Source organism: Chromobacterium sp. W521, assembly GCF_052805975.1.
Genome location: NZ_JBRBAF010000005.1, coordinates 1 through 20362, shown reverse-complemented (window position 1 = coordinate 20362; position 20362 = coordinate 1). Strand labels below are relative to the sequence as shown.

Below are 20362 nucleotides of genomic sequence, written 5' to 3'. Positions count from 1 at the left end.
TGAGATGAAACAGTTTTTGGGTTCGGTCGCCTTGGTGGTGGCCGATTACGACGAGGCCATCGCCTGGTATGTGGACAAGCTGGGTTTTGTGCTGCTGGAGGATGAGCGTCAGGGCGAGGACAAGCGCTGGGTGCGCGTGGCGCCGCCCGGGGCGAGCGAGTGTGCGCTGTTGCTGGCCAAGGCGAGCAATGCGCGGCAGCAAGCCGTCGTGGGCGCGCAAACCGGCGGTCGCGTCGGTTTCTTCCTGCATACCGACGACTTCTGGCGCGATTACCGCCGCATGGCGGCGGCGGGGGTGAGCTTCAGCGAGCAGCCGCGGGAGGAGGAATACGGCACCGTGGTGGTGTTCGAGGATTTGTATGGCAACCGCTGGGATTTGCTGCAGTTGAAGTCGGGGGCGTAGCCGCTGGCAGGGCACCGTTAAAAACAAAGAGCCGCGCAATGCGCGGCTCTTTGTTTTTAACGTCGCCAAAAACCGCCGGCTCATCGTCGGCAGCGGCTTGCGCCTGCGGCGGGTAGGCGTCCGCTTCGTTCCAGTCCAGATCAAGATCCAGTTCGGCCAATATGGCCTGGCGTCCGGCCTGGCGCTGTCCGGAGCGGCTCCGCCCGTGGGCGCCGCCTTTTTTCATGATGGGCGCGCAAGCGTGCGGATTGCGCGGTTTGATTGTGTGCATGGAGTACTCCTGTGCTTGGCCCCCGCTGGGAAGAGCGGGCGGAAGACGGCGGCGCGGACGCCGCCGCATTAAGTCTGAGCGGTTCGCAAAAGCTCGTAGAGCACCTGAGGCAAGGCGCGCCGACGCAGGCAGTACTTGAGTACGACAAGTCGGCGCAACGCAGCATCAGGGGTTTTGTTACCCGCTCTTAGCGTACCATCAGGCTGGCCACCTTGGTGGTGATAATATCCACCGCCGGATCATTGGCGCCGTGAGGCAGAATCACGTCGGCGAAGCGCTTGGTCGGTTCGATGAACTGGTTGTGCATCGGACGCACCGTGGTCAGGTATTGCTCGATTACGCTATCGGTGGTGCGGCCGCGCTCGGTGATGTCGCGCTTGAGACGGCGGATGAAGCGCACGTCGGAATCAGTGTCGACGAAGATTTTCAAGGACATCATGTCGCGCAGCGCGGCGTCGTACAGCGGGAACAGGCCCTCGATGACGATGACCGGCGCCGGCTGGATGGTAATGGTTTCCTCGGCGCGGGTGTGGTTGGCGAAGTCGTAGACCGGCATTTCGATGGCGCGGCCATTGCGTAGATCGTCGATGTGCTCGATCAGCAGCGGCCAATCGAAGGCTTGCGGGTGGTCGTAGTTGGTGGCCAGCCGCTGTTCGAAGGTCAGATGGCTCTGATCGCGGTAGTAATAGTCTTGAATGATCACAGCCGCCATCTCGGAGCCAATGGTTTCCAGCACTTGATTGGTCACCGTGGTTTTACCGCTGCCGCTGCCGCCTGCAACGCCGATGATGAACGGGGTGGTCATGAAACTATCCTTCTACGCGTAAAAATGATAAAAAAACGCGCCATTCTAATGAGTTATGGCGCGTCCTTCCACTCTAATTGCTACATCGGACGCTATTGGCCGCGCTGACCTTCCGCCTGGGCGGCATCATACCACTCCCGCATGGCCGGCAAAGCCAGCAGGCGGTTGACGTAAGCCTGAGACTGCTCAGGCAATTTGACGTTGTAAGTGTGAAAGCGGGTGGCGATCGGCGCGAAGAAGGCGTCGGCGATGCTGAAGCCGCCGAAGATGAATTCGCCGTTGGCCTGATGGCGCGGCAGATGCTCTTCCCATAGCGAGATGATGCGGGCGATATCGAACTCCACCGCCGGCGTGCTTTGGTAATTGATATGGCGCAGCGTCAGATTCATCGCCAGGTGTTCGCGCAGGGCGGAGAAGCCGGAGTGGATCTCGGCGACGATGGAGCGGGCGACCGCGCGCAGTCCGGCGTCGTCCGGCCACAGCTTGGCGGCGGGGAAGCACTCGGCCAGGTATTCGCAGATCGCCAGCGAATCCCAGACCCGCAGCTTGCGATCTATCAGCACCGGCACTTTGCCGGCCGGGTTGGCGGCGAGGATGCGGGCCTTGGTGTCGGACAGGTAAAGATCGATTTGCTGCTCTTCAAACGGCTCGTCCAGCATTTTCAGCACCAGCCAGGGGCGCAGGGACCAAGAGGAATAGTTTTTATTGCCGATGATGAGGGTAAACATCAGGGAGCTCCGTTTCGAAAGAGGAGGCTGCCGGCGGGCTGTCGCAGCCTTTGTCCGATGATACCGCCATCGGCACGGCTTTTCCTATGCGGCGGCTGCGAGTTTTTTGAGGCTAGGCGGCAAAAAGGCCGCGTCAGGAGACGCGGCCTTGCCGAAACAGGGGGGCGAGCAGGCTTATTCCACCTCGTCGATCCAAGCTTGTTGAATCGCTTCCAGCACGCGTTCGCCGCCGCGGCTATGGTCGTCGTCAAAATCCGGCAGCGCGACGACCCAGTTGTGCAAGTCGACGAAGCGCACGGTTTTGGGGTCGATTTCCGGGTGGGCTTCCGCCAGTTCGATGGCGATGTCCAGCACGTCGGTCCATTTCATCTTCTTGTCTCCAGAGCGGGGAACCGTTCATAAAATCCAGCGCAGCGGCTGTAGCAAGGCGCGCCGCCGCAGACAGTACATGAGGTACGGCAAGGCGGCGCAACGCGGCTACAGGGATTTTAGGGCGTGTTCCTAGTGGTGTTCGCGGGCGTGGTTGATCGTGTACCGTGGGATGTCTATCACCAAGTCCTCATCGGCGACAATCGCCTGGCAGGACAGGCGGGACTGGGCTTCCAGTCCCCAGGCCTTGTCCAGCAGGTCTTCTTCAAGCTCGTCGGCTTCGTTCAGGGAGTCGCCGCCTTCGCGGACGATGCAATGGCAGGTTGTGCAGGCACAGGACATCTCGCAGGCGTGCTCGATCTCGATGTCGTGGTCCAGCAATATCTGGCAGATGTTCTGGCCGGGTTCGGCGTTGTCGATGACCACGCCTTCCGGGCAGAGGTCGGCGTGGGGCAGTACGATGATTCGCGGCATGGCGGATCCTTACAAATCGGAAATGTTGTGGCCTTTGAGCGCGCGCCGGATATTGCGGTCCATGCGGCGCGAGGCGAATTCTTCGGTAGCGCGGTTGAGATGGCCGGAGGCCTCGTTGACCTCGCGGGCGGCCTGTGCCGCGGCGATGGCCGCGTCCACGGCGGCCAGCGCCTGTTCCACCGCGTTGCGCTCGTCGGCGTCCAGCAGGTCGCCGTCGCTGGCTAGCGCGACGCGACAGGCTTCGCTGAGGCTGGTGGCGTCGACAACGGCTTCGCGCAGCTTGCGCGCCTCGATGTCTTCATGCACATGGGTCATGGACTCGGTCAGCATGCGGCTGATTTCCTCGTCGCTGAGGCCGTAGGAGGGCTTGACCTCGATGCGGGCTTCCACGCCGCTGGTCTGTTCGCGGGCGGATACTTCCAGCAGGCCGTCGGCGTCCACCTGAAAGGTGATGCGGATGCGCGCCGCGCCGGCCACCATCGGCGGGATGCCGCTCAAGGTGAACTTGGCCAGCGAGCGGCAATCGGCCACCAGTTCGCGCTCGCCCTGCAGCACGTGAATGGACATTGCGGTCTGGCCGTCCTTGAAGGTGGTGAAGTCCTGCGCGCGCGCCACCGGGATAGTGCTGTTGCGCGGGATGATCTTCTCGGTCAGGCCGCCCATGGTTTCGATGCCCAGCGACAGCGGGATCACGTCCAGCAGCAGCCACTCGTCCTCGCCCTTGTTGCCGGCCAGCACGTTGGCCTGGATCGCCGCGCCCAAGGCGACGACCTTGTCCGGGTCCAGATTAGTCAGCGGTTCTTGGCGGAAGAAGTCGCCAACGGCTTTTTGCACCTGCGGCATGCGGGTGGCGCCGCCCACCATCACCACACCCTTGACCTCGTCCGTCGCGACGCCCGCGTCGCGCAGCGCCTTGCGCACCGGCAGCAGGGTCTTGTCCACCAGGTTCTTGGTGATGCCGCGGAAGGTGTCCTGATCCAAGGTCAGGTTCAGGGTCTGTCCGTCGGACAGCAGAGCGGTGATTTGGGTCTCCGCGTGCTCGGTCAGCGCTTCCTTGGCTTCGCGGGCGCGGGTCAACAGCAGCCGGGTGTCCTGAGCGCCCAGCCCGGACAGGCCGGCCTGCTCAAGCATCCAGCAGTAGACGCGGTGGTCGAAGTCGTCGCCGCCCAATGCGGAGTCGCCGCTGGTGGCCAGCACTTCGAACACGCCGCGGCTCAGTTTCAGGATGGAAACATCGAAAGTGCCTCCCCCTAGGTCATATACGATGTATATGCCTTCGCTGCCGTTGTCCAGCCCGTAGGCGATGGCGGCGGCGGTGGGTTCGTTCAGCAGGCGCAGCACGTTCAAGCCGGCCAGGCGCGCGGCGTCCTTGGTGGCCTGGCGCTGGGCGTCGTCGAAATAGGCCGGCACCGTGATCACCGCGCCGGTGAGTTCGCCGCCCAAGCTGGCTTCGGCCCGTTGCTTCAGGGTGCGCAGGATGTCGGCGGAAATTTCAACCGGACTCTTGATGCCGCCGCGGGTCACCAGCTGCAGCATGCCGGGCGCGTCGACGAAGCGGTAGGGCAGGTTGCGGACGTCCGGCAGGTCGGCCAGGCCGCGGCCCATGAAGCGTTTCACCGAGACGATGGTGTTGTGCGGATCCTTGTTCTGTTCTTTCTGGGCTTCGTAGCCGACGCTGACGGCGCCTTCGTCGGCGTAGCGCACCACCGAGGGCAGCAGGCTGCGGCCGTGCTCGTCCTTGAGTACGGCGGCGGATCCGCTGCGCACCGAGGCCACCAGCGAGTTGGTGGTGCCCAGATCGATGCCGATCGCCAATCGGTGTTGGTGAGGGGCGGCGGAGAGGCCGGGTTCGGCGATTTGCAGTAAGGCCATATTCAGTTCAAATCAGTTCGAGGTAAGCCGCCTGCTGCGGCGGAGGCGGATATGGAGGACAGGCCGGTGCGCGATCCCCACGACGGGGAAGGGCCGGCGGCCGGGAGCTCAGTCGAGCAAAGCCTCGATGGCATCGCCGATTTCCTGGTCCAGTTTTTCCAAAAACCGCAATTTTCGCACTAGAAGCGCGGCGGCGTCCAAGTCGGCGCGCTGATCCAGCGCTTGTTCCAATTCGGTCTGATGCGCGCGGCTCTCGTCCCGCAGCTGGCGCGACAGTGTTTCCAGGCGTTCGAGTTCGCGCCCGGCGCGGGCGTCTTCTATGTTCTCGCGCCACTCCATCTGCGCCATCAGGAAGGCGGCCGGCATCTGGGTGTTGGTGTCTTCCTGAGTGTCGACTCCGGAGAGCGTCAGCAGGTAGCGGGCGCGGTTCAACGGCGACTTCAGCGTTTGGTAGGCTTCGTTGACTCGGGTGGCCTGCATCAGCGCGCTGCGCTTTTCAGCGTCGGAACTGCTGGCGTAGCGGTCGGGATGGACCTGGGCCGCGGCGGTGCGCCAGGCGTGCTCCAGAGCCGAGCCGTCTATGGCGAAGCGGCGCGGCAGATTGAACAGGGAGAAGAAGTCTTGGCTGAAATCGGTGCTCATAGGGACGGGGCCGGAAAACCTAGCTTACAGTTGGACGACGGGCGGGCCGCGCCGAAGCGCGCCCGCCTGCCGGGGTCAGACGTTGAAGCTTTCGCCGCAGCCGCACTCGTTTTTGACGTTGGGGTTGTTGAACTGAAACCCCTCGTTCAAGCCTTCCTTGGCGTAATCCAGTTCGGTACCATCGATGTAAGCCAGGCTCTTGGCATCGGTGAACACGGTGACGCCATGGCTTTCAAAGGTCACGTCGTCGTCGCTGGCCACGTCGACGAACTCCAGCTTGTAGGCCATGCCGGAGCAGCCGGAGGTCTTAACGCCCAGACGAATGCCCAAGCCCTTGCCGCGCTTGGCGATGAAGGCGCTGACGTGGGCGGCGGCGCGTTCGGAAAGGGTGATAGCCATGATGATGTCCCCGCTGATTATTTGCCGTGCTTTTGCTTGTAGTCGTTGACCGCGGCCTTGATCGCGTCTTCGGCCAGGATGGAGCAGTGAATCTTCACCGGCGGCAAAGCCAGTTCTTCGGCGATGGCGGTGTTCTTGATCTCCAGCGCTTCGTCCAGCGATTTGCCCTTGACCCACTCAGTTACCAGTGAGGAGGAGGCGATGGCGGAGCCGCAGCCGTAAGTCTTGAACTTGGCGTCCTGAATCACGCCGTCCTCGCTCACCTTGATTTGCAGCTTCATCACATCGCCACAGGCCGGCGCGCCCACCATGCCGGTGCCCACGCTGTCGTCGCCTTTTTCGAAAGAGCCCACGTTGCGCGGGTTTTCGTAGTGATCCATTACCTTGTCGCTGTATGCCATGATTGTCTCCTTCAGCGCCGTTCCGGTCTTGCCGGCTCGGCGCTGGATATTGCTGTCGCCCTTAGTGGGCGGCCCATTGAACCGAATTCAGATCCACGCCGTCCTTGAACATTTCCCACAAGGGGGACAGTTCGCGCAGCTTGCCGATCTTTTGGTTTAGCAGATTCACCGCGAAGTCGATTTCTTCCTCGGTGGTGAAGCGGCCCAGCGTGAAGCGGATCGAGCTGTGTGCCATTTCGTCGTTGCGGCCCAGCGCGCGCAGTACGTAGGACGGCTCCAGCGAAGCCGAGGTACAAGCCGACCCGCTGGACACGGCGAGCTCCTTGATCGCCATGATCAGGCTTTCGCCTTCGACGAAGTTGAAGCTGACGTTGAGGTTGTGCGGCACGCGTTGGTCGATGTCGCCGTTGATGTAGACCTCTTCCATGTTCTTGATGCCGTTCCACAGGCGGTCGCGCAGCATGCGGATGCGTTCGCGCTCGCTGTCCATCTCTTCGCGGGCGATGCGGAAGGCTTCGCCCATGCCGACGATCTGGTGGGTGGCCAGGGTGCCGGAGCGGAAGCCGCGCTCATGACCGCCGCCGTGCATCTGCGCTTCCAGGCGAACGCGCGGTTTGCGGCGCACGTACAGCGCGCCGATGCCCTTGGGGCCGTACACTTTGTGCGCGGACAGGCTGAGCAGGTCCACTTTCTGTTTTTCCATGTCGATGACCACTTTGCCCGGGGCCTGGGTGGCGTCGACGTGGAAGATCACGCCGTTGGCGCGGCAGATCTCACCCAATTGTTCGATATCCTGAATCACGCCGATTTCGTTGTTGACGAACATCACGGAGGCGACGATGGTGTCCGGGCGGATGGCGGCCTTGAATTCTTCAATGTCCAGCAGGCCGTTGTCTTGCACGCCCAGATACGTGACTTCGAAGCCCTGGCGTTCCAGCTCGCGCATGGTGTCCAGCACCGCCTTGTGCTCGGTCTTGACGGTAATCAGGTGCTTGCCCTTGCTCTTGTAGAAGTGGGCGGCGCCCTTGATCGCCAGGTTGTCGGACTCGGTGGCGCCAGAGGTCCAGACGATTTCCTTCGGGTCGGCGTTGATCAGCTTGGCCACTTCAGCGCGCGCGTTCTCCACCGCTTCCTCCGCGTCCCAGCCGAAGCTGTGGCTGCGCGAAGCCGGGTTGCCGAACTTTTCGTAGAGATAGGGAATCATCTTGTCGGCAACGCGCGGGTCTACCGGCGTGGTGGCCGAGTAGTCGAGGTAGATCGGAAGCTTGAGCTGGCTCATTTATATTCTCCACAAGAAGATGGGTCCGCGCCTTACAGGGCGCTGGAGGCGGCAGAAGCGTGAACCACGCTGCATTCGCGCTTATCCTGCAATACAGTGTTTTCCTTGGCCTTTTGCTGCTCAACCAGACTGGCGAGGCTGACCTTGGACAGGTAGTCGAAAATGGTGACGTTCAGATTGGTCCACAAATCGTGGGTCATGCAGCGCTGATTGCCGCGACAGTTCTCGCGGCCGCCGCACTGGGTGGCGTCCACTGGTTCGTCCACGGCGGTGATGATGTCCGCCACGGAAATATCGATCGGCGCCTTGGCCAAGGTATAGCCGCCGCCGGGGCCGCGTACGCTGTCCACCAGTTCGGCGCGCCGTAGCTTGCCGAAGAGTTGTTCCAGGTAGGAGAGCGAGATGCCTTGGCGCTCGCTAATGCCGGCTAGCGTGACCGGGCCGCCGCTCTCGCGCAATGCCAAGTCCAGCATTGCGGTGACGGCAAAGCGGCCTTTGGTGGTTAAACGCATGTCTCTGGTCTCCAAGAGTGGGTATTTGGAGGAGGATGAATTCCTGATGCAGACGATTATACCTAATATCCGACTGTTTTAGTCAACTATTATCGGCGGGGCCAAGAGAAGGCGGCTTGCGCAAAGCCGATCATTTTACTCGGTTTTTAGTTGGAGGGGTAGTTTTGCCGACGGGGCCGGCGGGGCGCCGCCACTTGGGCGGGAGGGGCGATTAAAGCCGTTGGCGCATGCCGTGGAGAGGAGGGAAGGGCCGCGGGCCGCGCTGCGACGGCGTTTGCGGTTTTATTACTTTCAGATGAAGGGCTTGGTGTAGAATCCGGCGACGGAAAGGATCGTCCGAGGACGGGCCGAGACAGGGCGGGCTATTTCCGCTTGGGCGGGGCAGCAAGGACTGTCGTCGCCGCAACAAAAATCTACACTTACCCGGGTTACGGGGGGCTAAAAGGACAATTCATGCACAAGGTCGTCATTAGCGGAACCGGCTTGTTCACGCCGCCGCACGCGGTCAGTAATCAGGAACTGGTCGCGGCTTTCAATGCCTTTGTACACGCTCACAATCAGCAACACGCGGACCGGATCGCCGCTGGGGAGATGGAGCCGCTGGCCGAGTCCAGCTCCGAGTTCATCGAAAAGGCCTCCGGCATCAAGCAGCGCTTCCTCATGGACAAGAGCGGGGTGTTGGACCCGGCGAGAATGGCGCCGCGCTTGCCGGAGCGCGGCAACGACGAGCTGTCGGTCCAGGCGGAAATGGCGGTGGCCGCCGCGCGGCAGGCGCTGGAACGCGCAGGCCGAAGCGCGGCGGACATCGATATGGTCATCGTCGCTTGCTCCAATATGCAACGTCCGTATCCGGCGGTATCGATCGAGGTGCAGCAGGCGCTGGGTATTCAGGGCTACGCTTTCGACATGAACGTGGCTTGCTCATCCGCCACCTTCGGTATTCAAACCGCAGTCAACGCCATTGCCAGCGGCCAGGCGCGCGCGGTGTTGATGGTGAACCCGGAAATCTGTTCCGCACACCTGAATTTCCGCGACAGAGACAGCCACTTCATTTTTGGCGACGCCTGCACCGCGGTGGTGTTGGAGCGAGCCGATGCGGCAAGCTCGGCGCAGCGCTACGAGGTGTTGGGCAGCAAGCTAGCCACGGTGTTCTCCAATAATATCCGCAACAACTTCGGTTTCCTCAATCGTTGCGACGAGGCGGGAATTGGCCAGCCGGACAAGCTTTTCGTACAGCAGGGCCGCAAGGTGTTCAAGGAAGTCTGCCCTATGGTGGGCGATCATATCGCCGCGCATTTGGAGAGCCTGGGCATCGCGCCTGCCGAGGTGGCGCGCTTCTGGCTGCACCAGGCCAACCTGGCGATGAACCAGCTGATTTCCCGGCGCGTGTTGGGCCGCGACGCAGGCGACCATGAGGCGCCGGTGATTCTGGACCGTTACGCCAACACCAGTTCCGCCGGTTCCGTTATTGCATTCCATCTGCATTCCGACGATCTGGCGGGCGGAGATGTTGGCGTCATTTCATCTTTTGGCGCGGGCTATTCGGTGGGCAGCGTTGTGCTGAGGAAAATCTGATAAGCCGGAAAAAATAGTCCTAGCGCGGAGAGCCCTTGGCAGAAAAAAGCAGAGGACGCTTGTCAAAAGCGTCCTCTCTGCATAATGTATCCCCCCATGGCGGGCTTAGGTCCCGTTGACAAGAAAGACCGATGAGTCTGTACAAGGGAAAGGAAATAAAGATGCAAACTGTCAAGAAAGCGCTGCTGGCAGCCGGCCTGATCGCCGGGACCGCGATGGCCGCTCAGGCCGCAGGCACCCTGGTGTACTGCTCCGAAGGCAGCCCGGCCGGCTTCGATCCCGGCCAATACACTACCGGCACCGATTTCGACGCGTCCGCCGAAACCGTGTTCAACCGCCTGGTGCAATTCCAGCGCGGCGGCACCAAGGTTGTGCCGGCGCTGGCCGAAAAGTGGGACGTGGCGGCAGATGGCCTGAGCTACACCTTCCACCTGCGCAAGGGCGTGAAGTTCCAGACCACCGACTACTTCAAGCCGACCCGCGAATTCAACGCCGACGATGTGGTATTCACTTTCAGCCGCATGGTCGACAAGAACCATCCGTTCCGCAAAGCCTATCCGACCGAATTCCCGTATTTCACGGATATGGGTCTGGACACCAATATCGTCAAGGTCGAGAAAGTCGACGCCAACACCGTCAAGTTCACGCTGAAGAGCCTGGATGCCGCTTTCCTGCAGAACCTGGCGATGAGCTTCGCCTCGGTGCAATCCGCCGAGTACGCCGACAAACTGCTCAAGGCCGGCAAGCCGCAGTTGATCAATCAGCAGCCGGTAGGCACGGGCCCGTTCATCTTCAAGCGCTATCAAAAAGACGCGCAGATCCGCTTCGCCGCCAACAAAGAATACTGGAACAAGGCTGACGGTCCGAAAGTGGACAACCTGGTGTTCGCCATCACCACCGACGCTTCGGTTCGTTATCAGAAGCTGAAGGCCGGCGAGTGCCAGATCACCGTCAACCCGCGTCCGACCGACCTGGCCGCGATGAAGGCCGACCCCAAGCTGTCGGTGACCGCGCAGCCGGGCTTCAACCTGGGCTACCTGGCCTACAACGTCAAGCACAAGCCGCTGGAGAAGTTGGAAGTGCGTCAGGCGCTGGACATGGCGATCAACAAGAAGGCCATCATCGACGCGGTGTACCAGGGCGCCGGCCAGCCGGCCACCAACCCGATGCCGCCGACCCAGTGGTCTTACAACAAGAGCCTGAAAGACGCGCCTTACGATGTGGCCAAGGCCAAGGCGCTGTTGGCCAAGGCCGGCTATCCCAACGGCTTCGAACTGAGCCTGTGGGCGATGCCGGTGCAACGTCCGTACAACCCCAACGCCAAGCTGATGGCGGAAATGGTGCAGTCCGACTGGGCCAAGATCGGCGTCAAGGCCAAGATCACTTCCTACGAGTGGGGCGAGTACATCAAGCGCGCGAAGGCCGGCGAGCATGATTCCATGCTGATTGGCTGGACCGGCGACAACGGCGATCCGGACAACTGGCTGGGTGTGCTGTTCGGTTGCGACGCGATGAACGGCAACAACTTCTCCAAGTGGTGCTACAAGCCGTTTGAAGACCTGATCCAGAAAGGCAAGCGCACCGCCAACGTGGCAGAGCGCACCAAGCTGTACATGAAGGCTCAGGAGATCGTCAAACAGCAAGTGCCGATGACCACGATTGCCCACTCCACCGTGAATCAGCCGATGCTGAAATCGGTACAGGGCTTCAAGGTCAGCCCCTTCGGCCTGAACTCCTTCTACGGCGTTAGCGTCAAGTAAGCCGGAATACAATAAAAAAACAGCGACATCGGGGGCTGGTTCCCCCGATGTTTTGCCTGATTAAAGAACGGCTGGCGAAATCCCTGATGCGAACTGGCATGTGTTGCCGGGCGGCAGCTGCCGCCGGCGCGCCAGGACGCGGCGCGGGGTTTTGTCGGCTACTCTAAGCCTTGGGTTTCCAGTCGCACAAAGAGGCGGCGGGCCCGATGGCGGCGGAACGTCTACTGGGTGGTGTTAGAGGGTAGTCAGTCACAGCGTGGAGAGGCTGTGCGTCAGGCTTGACCTGGGTCAAGCTCGTTTGCGGCGAGGAGTGCTATCTTGCACTTGCCGTAGCGGTGGCGCAGCTGATGTGGGTGGGTGGTTCAGTTGCATGCCATCGCTCCGGCGCTCTTCATTGTTGTTTTCCTTGCTTCTTCTCCGTTCTATTCCGGTAACGTCTCCCCAAACGCAATAGAGCCGTCGCGCGCTGTTTGCCATGCAAAGCGTCGTCGCTCTGGGTCTCAAGTTGAGTATTGCGCCCAGTCGCCCAGCGGGGCCGGCGCAAGGGAGAAGTCCTCATGTTTTCCTTTATTCTGCGAAGGTTGGGCTTATTGGTGCCAACCTTCTTCGGCATCACGCTGCTGACCTTCGGCTTGATCCGCATGATTCCGGGCGATCCGGTGGAGGTGATGGTGGGCGAGCGCGCGCTCGATCCGCAAATGCACGCCGAAGCCTTGCATCGCCTGGGTCTGGACAAGCCGCTGTACGCTCAGTACTTCGACTATGTGGTCAATTTGCTGCACGGCGATCTGGGCGAGTCCCTAGTCACCAAGACCGGAGTCTGGACCGAGTTCAAAACCCTGTTCCCCGCCACGCTGGAATTGGCGATTTCAGCCTTGATCTTCGCTACAGTGCTGGGTCTGCTGGCCGGCGTCATCGCCGCCATCAAGCGCGGCTCGCTGTTCGACCATGGCGTGATGGGCATCTCGTTGACCGGCTTCTCCATGCCCATCTTCTGGTGGGGCCTGATCCTGATCATGTTCTTCTCGGTCAAGCTGGGTTGGACCCCGGTGTCCGGCCGCGTCGACCTCACCTTCGACATCGCGCCGCATACCGGTTTCATGCTGATCGATTCCTGGATGGCGGAAGCCGCGGATCCGGACGTGAACGCCGGCGCCTTCAAGAACGCTTTGATGCACCTGATTCTGCCGGCCATCGTGCTGGGCACGATTCCGTTGGCGGTCATCGCGCGGATGACGCGCTCGTCGATGCTGGAAGTGCTGCGCGAGGACTATGTGCGCACCGCGCGCGCCAAGGGCTTGTCGCCGGCGCGTGTGATCTTCATCCACACCCTGCGCAATGCGCTGATTCCAGTGCTGACCGTGATCGGCCTGCAAGTGGGCACGCTGATGGGCGGGGCGGTGTTGACTGAAACCATCTTTTCCTGGCCGGGCATAGGCAAATGGCTGATCGACGCGATCAGTCGCCGAGACTATCCGGTGGTGCAGAACGGCATCCTGATGGTGGCGACGCTGGTGATCCTCACCAACTTCATCGTCGACATCCTGTACGGCATCGCCAATCCGCGCATCCGTCACGCCAAGTAACAGCCAGTTAGGTGGATTTATGACTCAGACTACGCAAGTCAACGCCGGCCCGGACCTGGCGCAGGCCTATCCCTCGCCGTTCAAGGAGTTCTGGCAGGGTTTTTCCCACAACAAGGGTGCGGTGGCCGGCCTGATCTTCATGTTGATCGTTACCTCCTGTGCGCTGCTGGCGCCGCTGGTGGCGCCCTATAGCCCAATCGAGCAATATCGCGACCATTTGCTGACGCCTCCTGCATGGGTGGACGGCGGCTCGACGCAATTCCTGTTCGGCACCGATGAACTGGGGCGAGACATCCTGTCGAGGTTGATCCACGGCGCGCGCTTGTCCTTGTTCATCGGCCTGTGCTCGGTGCTGATGGCCTTGCTGCCGGGCGTGGTGCTCGGCCTCTTGGCCGCCTTCTTTCCCAAGGTCCTCGGCGGCGCGATCATGCGGCTGATGGACATCATGATGGCCTTGCCCTCGCTGCTGCTGGCGGTGGCCATCATGGCCATTCTCGGACCCGGCCTGATGAACGCGATGATAGCCATCGCCACCGTGGCCTTGCCGGCCTATGTGCGGCTGACTCGCGCGTCAGCGATGACCGAACTGAACCGCGACTACGTTACGGCCTCGCGCGTGGCCGGCGCGGGCCTGCCGCGGCTGATGTTCGTCACCGTGTTGCCCAACTGCATGGCGCCTTTGATCGTGCACGCAACGATGAGCTTTTCCTCGGCCATCCTGGAAATCGCCGCGCTGGGCTTTCTCGGCCTGGGCGTGCAGCCGCCGACTCCAGAGTGGGGCACCATGCTGGCATCGGCCCGCGATTACATTGAAAGCGCCTGGTGGGTGGTCACCTTGCCCGGCCTGACCATTTTGCTGTCGGTGCTCGCCATCAATTTGATGGGCGACGGCCTGCGCGACGCGCTGGACCCGAAACTGAAGCGCGCGGCTTGAGGGGATGGAAATGAGTTTGCTGCAAATCAAGAACCTCTCGGTGGAGTTCGGTTCGGAAAAGAATCCCTTCCGCGCGGTGGAAGGGCTGGACCTGACGGTGAATCAGGGCGAAATCGTCGGCATCGTCGGCGAATCCGGTTCCGGCAAGTCGGTCACCATGATGGCGATGATGGGGCTGCTGGAAGGTCAGGGGCGCATCGTGGCCGATGAACTGAGCTTCGACGGCAAGAACCTGCTGACCATCTCCGCGCGCGAACGCCGCAAGATCGTCGGCAAGGATATCGCCATGATCTTCCAGGACCCGATGACCTCGCTGAACCCCAGCTACACCGTCGGCTACCAGATCATGGAAGTGCTGAAGCTGCATCAAGGCCTGCGCGGCGGGGCCCTGAAGCGGCGCGCGCTGGAACTGATGGAACTGGTGGAGATTCCGGCGCCGGCCTCGCGGCTCAACGCCTATCCGCATCAGTTGTCCGGTGGCATGAGCCAGCGGGTGGTGATTGCGATGGCCATCGCCTGTAGCCCCAAGCTCTTGATCGCCGACGAGCCGACCACGGCTTTGGACGTGACCATCCAGGCGCAGATCATGGAGCTGCTGGTCAGCTTGCAAAAGAGCCAGAACATGGCCTTGATCATGATCACCCACGATCTGGCGGTGGTGGCCGAAGTGGCGCACCGGCTGGCGGTGATGTACGCCGGCCAGGTGGCTGAAATGGGCGCGGTGCCGGGCGTGTTCAATCATCCCGCCCATCCGTACACCGAAGCGCTGCTGTCGTCGATTCCGGAACACAGCAAAGGCGCGCATCGCCTGAACACCTTGCCCGGCATTGTGCCGGGGCAGTACGACCGCCCCGGCGGCTGCCTGTTGTCGCCGCGTTGCCCCTATGTCAAGGACAACTGCCGGACCCAGCGTCCAGGCCTGACCCCGGTGGAGGGCGGCGCCGTGCGCTGCCACTACCCGTTGCTGGACAAGGAGGCGAAATGAGCACCGTATTGCAAGCGCGGGATCTGACCCGTTACTACGACGTGTCCCAAGGCTTTCTCAAGCCCTCGGCGCAAGTCAAGGCGCTCAACGGCGTCTCCTTCGAACTGCGGGCCGGCAAGACCTTGGCGGTGGTGGGCGAGTCCGGCTGCGGCAAGAGCACCCTGGCGCGGCAGCTGACGCTGATCGAAGCGCCGACCTCGGGCTCTCTGCTGCTGGACGGCCAGGATGCGGCCCAGGCTGGCAAGGCCGAATTGAAAGCCATGCGCACCAAGGTGCAGATGGTGTTCCAAAACCCGTACGCGTCCTTGAATCCGCGCCAGAAAATCGGCAGTCAGCTGGCCGAGCCCTTGCTGATCAACACCTCGCTGAGCGCCAAGGAGCGCGAAGAAAAGGTGCGCGGTATGATGCAGCGGGTTGGTTTGCGGCCGGAGCACTTTTTCCGCTATCCGCATATGTTCTCCGGCGGTCAGCGTCAGCGCATCGCCATTGCCCGCGCAATGATGCTGAACCCCAAGATCGTTGTGGCGGACGAGCCTACCTCGGCGCTGGATGTGTCTATCCAGGCCCAGGTGCTCAATCTGTTCATGGATCTGCAGGACGAGTTCAAAACCGCCTATGTGTTCATCTCTCACAACCTGTCGGTGGTTGAGCATGTGGCCGACGACTTGATGGTGATGTATTTGGGGCGCGCGGTGGAGGTGGGGGAAAAGAACCGTGTCTATGAGCGGCCGCTGCATCCTTATACCCAGGCTTTGTTGTCGGCGACGCCGTCCATCCACCCGGAGCAGCGTCGTATCAAGATCAAGATCGAGGGCGAGCTGCCCAGCCCCTTGAAGCCGCCGTCGGGCTGCGCCTTCCACAAGCGCTGCCCCCACGCGAATCAGCGTTGCGCGGAGGAGGTACCGGAATTACGCGAACTGGATCAGCGCATGATCGCTTGTCATCGCGCCGAGGAGATCAACGCCTGATTGGGTAGGATTTGACCGTAAGCGGGCCGCCATGCGCGGCCTGCTTTTTTTTGGCGGTGCTTTGCCGATAATGAGTGAAATGGACAGATTCTGCCGCGGATAGTCCAGGTGGAAGCGAAACATTTTGCGCAATGCACAAAAATTGCTTTACCCGCCCCCAACGACCACGATACATTCGCCATGGCACATCATACAGTCAAAGGAAAACGAGAATTGAAGCGAGCCGTGTACGCGGGCAGCTTCGACCCGGTGACCAATGGTCACCTCTGGATGATTCGTGAAGCGGTGGAGCTGTTTGACGAATTGATCGTAGCGGTCGGAGTGAACCCGGAAAAACACTGTACCTTCAGTGTCGAGGAACGAGTGGCTTTGTTGCGCGCCGTCACTGGCGGCTTCAGCAAGCTGCGGGTGGATGTGTTCGAGAATCAGTTTCTGGTTAATTACGCGCAAAGCATAGGCGCAAACTACATCATCCGCGGCATCCGCACCGCCAGCGATTATGAATACGAGCGCACCATGCGCTATATCAATTCCGATCTGCACCCGGACATCACCACTATTTTCCTGCTGCCGCCGCGTGAGTACGCCGAAGTGTCGTCCACGATGGTCAAGGGCCTGGTGGGGCCGAGGGGCTGGGAAAGCGTGATTCGCCAATACTTGCCGGAACCGGTTTACAGCAAGCTGATCGAGATGTATTCGTCCGAATAGCCGCGGCTGTAATAGAATTGGATATCCGTTCGCGCGCCGCCTGCAGTCAGCGGCGCGTTTGTTTTGTGTTTTGCCCATCGCCAATATCGAGGACTCATGCTGGACGTCAGCCCATTCGCCAATCGCCTGGCCAAGAATTTCAAGCACTACGCCAAATGGGCGCGTCGCCAGGGGCTGGACGCCTGGCGAGTCTACGACAAGGACGTGCCGCAGTTCCCGTTCGCGGTGGACGTGTACGGCGAGCGCATCCACCTGCAGGAGTACGACACGAGGTGGGAGATGGAGGACGACGCTTACCGCGAATGGATCAACGCGGTGGTGGACAGCCTGTGCGCGGTGACGGGCCTTGCGCATGAGGCGGTGACGCTAAAGAACCGTCGTCGCCAGAAAGGCGTGAGCCAGTATGAGAAAGCGGGGCAACAGGGCTGCGACTTTATCGTCAACGAGTTCGGTCAGCGCTTTATTGTTAATCTCGAAGCCTACTTGGATACCGGCCTGTTCCTGGACCATCGCAACACCCGCAAGCGGGTGAGGGAAGAAGCCGCCGGCAAGCGTTTCCTCAATCTGTTCGCCTACACCGGAAGCTTCACTGTCTACGCAGCCTGCGGCGGCGCGATCCGCTCCGAAACCGTGGACATGTCCAATACCTATCAGGATTGGTCGCGCCGTAACTTCGAACTCAATGGCCTGGACCTTGCCCGGCACGAACTGGTGCGGGCGGATGTGTTTCAGTACCTGGAAGACGCCGTGGATGCCGGCAAGCAGTTTGATCTGATCGTTATGGACCCGCCTACCTTCTCCAACTCCAAGAAGATGCGCGACATTCTGGACGTGCAGCGCGACCATGTCTGGCTGATTGACTACGCAATGGCGCTGCTGGCTCCGGGCGGCACCTTGTACTTCTCCAATAATCTCCGCAGCTTCAAGTTGGACGAGAGACTGTCCGACGATTACCTCATCAGCGACATCAGCGCGCAATCGGTGCCGGAAGACTTCCGCAACCGCGCCATTCATCAATGCTGGCGGATTCGTCGCGACTAGCGGTTGATATTCACTCTATAAGGCCTCTATTAATTAGGGGCCGAACTTTATCCCCGGGTTGCCTATCGTATTGCAGGGCGCGACAACATTCCGACAGCTGCTAGTCTGAATCAAGCGCGCCTTCGCTCATCAAACAATAGGGAGACTCGATGATTCAACTGGATTTCTACGGCACCTTGGTGGCCGCGTCGCTGGTTTTGCTGCTCGGGCGCAAACTAGTGGCGCATGTCGGCGCGCTGCGCACCTACAATATCCCCGAGCCGGTAGTTGGCGGCTTGCTGATTGCCGCCCTGCTGTTGCTGTTCCGTCAACTGACCGGTAACGAGGTTCGCTTCGACGCTTCGCTGCAAACCCCGCTCATGCTGGCCTTCTTCGCTTCCATCGGCCTCAATGCCAATTTGAAAAGCCTGAGGCAGGGCGGCAAGACAGTTGGCGTTTTCCTGGCGGTGGTGGTTGGCCTGCTGCTGGTGCAGAACACACTTGGCATCGCTCTGGCCAGCCTGCTGGGCCTGGATCCATTGATGGGCCTGCTGGCCGGCTCCATTACCTTGTCCGGCGGCCATGGCACCGGCGCGGCCTGGGGAGGCACCTTTGCATCCAAGTACGGTTTGGCCTCCGCGTCGGAACTGGCGCTGGCTTGCGCCACTTTCGGGTTGGTGCTGGGCGGCCTAATCGGCGGCCCGGTGGCGCGTTTTCTGGTCAAAAAAGTCAAAGCCCCGGGCGCCGAGCACAATGCCGACGATCCGCCGCTGGCTTTCGAACAGCCGGACGCACAACGTCTGATCACTCCGCATTCCTTTATCGAGACGCTGGCGCTGATCGCCGTCTGTCTGTTGGGCGGCACCTTTCTCGGCGGCCTGCTTAAAGGCACGCCGCTGGAATTGCCCACCTTCGTCTGCGTGCTGTTTGTCGGCGTGTTGATCAGCAACGGGCTAGCGGCTTTGGGCTGGTATCAAATCTTCGAGCGCGAAGTATCGGTGCTGGGCAACGTCAGCCTGTCGCTGTTCCTGGCGCTAGCCTTGATGTCCCTGCGTTTGTGGGATTTAGCGGCCTTGGCGCTGCCCATCTTCGTGCTACTGCTGGCGCAAACCGCGGCGATGGCGATGTATGCGATTTTCGTCACCTTCCGGGTGATGGGGCGCAATTACGACGCGGCGGTGCTGGCCGCCGGCCACTGCGGCTTCGGCCTGGGCGCCACGCCCACCGCCATCGCCAATATGCAGGCGGTGACCGAACGCTTCGGCCCCTCGCACCTGGCCTTCCTGGTCGTGCCCATGGTTGGCGCCTTCTTCATTGACATCGTCAACGCCATCGTGATCAAGCTCTACCTCGCGCTGCCCTTCATAGGCTAAGCATCGCGGCGACAGCGGCTATCGTCTGGATTGATAAATTCAACTGGGCGATAGCCTTGCAATGCCGCGGGCGCGTACCTATCTTTGCTGCAACAGCCCGCCGTTGGCGGGCGCTTCAGACAGCGAAAGACACCCCCATGGCTTACATCAACCTCAGCGCCGACAACTTCAACGCCCATATGAAAGAGGAAGGCTTGGTCATTCTCGACTTTTGGGCGCCGTGGTGCGGTCCGTGCAAAATGTTCGGTCCCACTTTTGAAGCCGCATCGGAAAAGCACGCCGACATCGTGTTCGGCAAGATCAATACTGAAGACGAGCGAGATCTGGCCGCCCACTTCAATATCCGCTCCATACCCACGCTGATCGCCATCAAGGATGGCATCATGGTATTCAACCAGGCTGGGGCGATGATGGCCGCTCAGTTTGAGCAGTTGATTCAAGGTCTGCGGGAACTGGATATGGACAAGGTGCGGGCCGACATCGCCAGCCAGCAGGAATGACAGCAGACGCCCGCATGCGGTGCTCGGGACAATAGATAAGGCAATGCTTCAAGCATTGCCTTATCATTTTGTCTGCCATCAATACATGGCGCAGCGAGGAGACGCGAATGAAACGATGGGGCGCAATGCTGATTTTTTGCAGTCAGGCGGTGCTGGCGGCTTGCCCGGCTTTGTTGAACTACACAGTGCCGGGCCTGATGGGCGGCCAGATTAATCTATGCCAATACGCGGATCGGCCGCTGCTGGTGGTCAATACCGCCAGCCACTGCGGCTTCACGCCGCAGTTCAAGCAACTGCAATCGTTGTATCAGACCTATGGGCAGCGCGGTCTGATGGTGGTCGGCTTTCCCAGCAACGACTTCTTTCAGGAACTGGACAGCGATAAGGAGATCGGCGCGTTCTGCGAAGCCAATTATGGCGTGACCTTTCCGATGGCTGTAAAAGGGCATGTGCGCGGCGCCGATGCGCAGCCGTTCTTCAAAGCTTTGATCAAGGCCACCGACGACGCTCCGGTATGGAACTTCCACAAGTATTTGATCCTGCCCGGCGCAAGCAAGGTTGTCAGCATAGGCACGCGGACCAAGCCGGATGATCCTGAAGTGGTCAATGCTTTCTTGCCTTACCTAAAGCCGGCGGAGAGCGTGAAAAACTAGAGGAAGCACGTATATCCAACAACGGGCCGGCGTTTCGCCGGTCCGTTTTTCATGGATAGTCGGGACATGGGGCGGGGGTTGGTAAATACCCTTTATGGATATTCGTTGCCGCATCAAGGGTTTGCCCTGCGCGGCCCGCAGTTGT

The 20362-nt window shown here is 60.9% G+C and carries 22 protein-coding genes; 12 read left to right on the top strand and 10 right to left on the bottom strand.

Features of this window, described 5'->3' with window-relative positions; all coding sequences use genetic code 11:
* Positions 1-4: 4 nt before the first annotated feature.
* Entirely contained in the window at positions 5-403 is a 399-nt protein-coding gene (locus ACUXV1_RS08590) for a VOC family protein (protein ID WP_081574276.1), read from the top strand.
* 458 nt (positions 404-861) lie between these two features.
* Here the strand turns inward: ACUXV1_RS08590 and udk are convergent, their stop codons facing one another.
* The 10 genes from udk to iscR all read right to left on the bottom strand — a co-directional run bounded on the left by udk (position 862) and on the right by iscR (position 8155).
* On the bottom strand, positions 862-1479 hold the full coding sequence (gene udk / locus ACUXV1_RS08585; protein ID WP_043590824.1) for a uridine kinase: 618 nt from the start codon (positions 1477-1479) through the stop codon (positions 862-864).
* 92 nt (positions 1480-1571) lie between these two features.
* Positions 1572-2207 carry a glutathione S-transferase family protein gene (locus ACUXV1_RS08580; RefSeq protein WP_019102789.1) on the bottom strand — a complete coding sequence of 212 codons (636 nt, stop codon included), beginning with the start codon at positions 2205-2207 and terminating at the stop codon, positions 1572-1574.
* 174 nt (positions 2208-2381) lie between these two features.
* Positions 2382-2576, bottom strand: a complete 195-nt coding sequence (iscX, locus tag ACUXV1_RS08575; RefSeq protein ID WP_043641128.1) for a Fe-S cluster assembly protein IscX — start codon at positions 2574-2576, stop codon at positions 2382-2384.
* Between the two features lie 132 nt (positions 2577-2708).
* On the bottom strand, positions 2709-3050 hold the full coding sequence (fdx, locus tag ACUXV1_RS08570; RefSeq protein ID WP_043590826.1) for an ISC system 2Fe-2S type ferredoxin: 342 nt from the start codon (positions 3048-3050) through the stop codon (positions 2709-2711).
* A 9-nt stretch (positions 3051-3059) separates the two neighbouring features.
* On the bottom strand, positions 3060-4922 hold the full coding sequence (gene hscA, locus ACUXV1_RS08565; RefSeq protein WP_446015141.1) for a Fe-S protein assembly chaperone HscA: 1863 nt from the start codon (positions 4920-4922) through the stop codon (positions 3060-3062).
* A gap of 108 nt (positions 4923-5030) precedes the next feature.
* Entirely contained in the window at positions 5031-5564 is a 534-nt protein-coding gene (gene hscB / locus ACUXV1_RS08560; protein ID WP_081554847.1) for a Fe-S protein assembly co-chaperone HscB, read from the bottom strand.
* Positions 5565-5639: 75 nt separating this feature from the next.
* Positions 5640-5963, bottom strand: a complete 324-nt coding sequence (gene iscA, locus ACUXV1_RS08555) for an iron-sulfur cluster assembly protein IscA (protein ID WP_019102784.1) — start codon at positions 5961-5963, stop codon at positions 5640-5642.
* Positions 5964-5980: 17 nt separating this feature from the next.
* Complete coding sequence (gene iscU, locus ACUXV1_RS08550) at positions 5981-6364, bottom strand: Fe-S cluster assembly scaffold IscU (protein WP_019102783.1); 384 nt, start codon at positions 6362-6364, stop codon at positions 5981-5983.
* Positions 6365-6425: 61 nt separating this feature from the next.
* Positions 6426-7643: an IscS subfamily cysteine desulfurase gene (locus tag ACUXV1_RS08545; RefSeq protein ID WP_043641133.1), complete on the bottom strand. Its 1218-nt coding sequence runs from the start codon at positions 7641-7643 to the stop codon at positions 6426-6428.
* 32 nt (positions 7644-7675) lie between these two features.
* A complete protein-coding gene (gene iscR / locus ACUXV1_RS08540; RefSeq protein WP_043641136.1) occupies positions 7676-8155 on the bottom strand; it encodes a Fe-S cluster assembly transcriptional regulator IscR in 480 nt (159 codons plus the stop codon).
* A gap of 453 nt (positions 8156-8608) precedes the next feature.
* Between iscR and ACUXV1_RS08535 the strand changes: the two genes are divergently transcribed.
* The 11 genes from ACUXV1_RS08535 (at position 8609) to ACUXV1_RS08485 (ending at position 20217) form a co-directional block, all read left to right on the top strand.
* Positions 8609-9730, top strand: coding sequence for a beta-ketoacyl-ACP synthase III (locus ACUXV1_RS08535; protein ID WP_446015140.1), 1122 nt, complete (start codon positions 8609-8611; stop codon positions 9728-9730).
* Between the two features lie 161 nt (positions 9731-9891).
* Positions 9892-11490: an ABC transporter substrate-binding protein gene (locus tag ACUXV1_RS08530; protein WP_043641141.1), complete on the top strand. Its 1599-nt coding sequence runs from the start codon at positions 9892-9894 to the stop codon at positions 11488-11490.
* A 557-nt stretch (positions 11491-12047) separates the two neighbouring features.
* Positions 12048-13076, top strand: a complete 1029-nt coding sequence (locus ACUXV1_RS08525) for an ABC transporter permease subunit (RefSeq protein ID WP_043590832.1) — start codon at positions 12048-12050, stop codon at positions 13074-13076.
* A gap of 19 nt (positions 13077-13095) precedes the next feature.
* Positions 13096-14010 (top strand): ABC transporter permease subunit, encoded by a 915-nt coding sequence (locus tag ACUXV1_RS08520; protein WP_446015138.1) that lies wholly within the window; start codon positions 13096-13098, stop codon positions 14008-14010.
* Between the two features lie 10 nt (positions 14011-14020).
* Entirely contained in the window at positions 14021-14995 is a 975-nt protein-coding gene (locus tag ACUXV1_RS08515; RefSeq protein WP_043590845.1) for an ABC transporter ATP-binding protein, read from the top strand.
* Complete coding sequence (locus ACUXV1_RS08510) at positions 14992-15963, top strand: peptide ABC transporter ATP-binding protein (protein ID WP_043641146.1); 972 nt, start codon at positions 14992-14994, stop codon at positions 15961-15963. The genes ACUXV1_RS08515 and ACUXV1_RS08510 overlap by 4 nt, the downstream gene beginning before the upstream one ends.
* A 180-nt stretch (positions 15964-16143) precedes the next feature.
* Positions 16144-16671, top strand: coding sequence for a pantetheine-phosphate adenylyltransferase (coaD, locus tag ACUXV1_RS08505; RefSeq protein WP_043590836.1), 528 nt, complete (start codon positions 16144-16146; stop codon positions 16669-16671).
* Positions 16672-16767: 96 nt separating this feature from the next.
* A complete protein-coding gene (locus ACUXV1_RS08500) occupies positions 16768-17712 on the top strand; it encodes a class I SAM-dependent methyltransferase (RefSeq protein WP_446015137.1) in 945 nt (314 codons plus the stop codon).
* 149 nt (positions 17713-17861) lie between these two features.
* Complete coding sequence (gltS, locus tag ACUXV1_RS08495; protein WP_019103841.1) at positions 17862-19064, top strand: sodium/glutamate symporter; 1203 nt, start codon at positions 17862-17864, stop codon at positions 19062-19064.
* A 137-nt stretch (positions 19065-19201) separates the two neighbouring features.
* On the top strand, positions 19202-19564 hold the full coding sequence (gene trxA, locus ACUXV1_RS08490; RefSeq protein ID WP_043590839.1) for a thioredoxin: 363 nt from the start codon (positions 19202-19204) through the stop codon (positions 19562-19564).
* A gap of 107 nt (positions 19565-19671) precedes the next feature.
* Positions 19672-20217: a glutathione peroxidase gene (locus ACUXV1_RS08485; protein WP_039756336.1), complete on the top strand. Its 546-nt coding sequence runs from the start codon at positions 19672-19674 to the stop codon at positions 20215-20217.
* Positions 20218-20362: the final 145 nt, after the last annotated feature.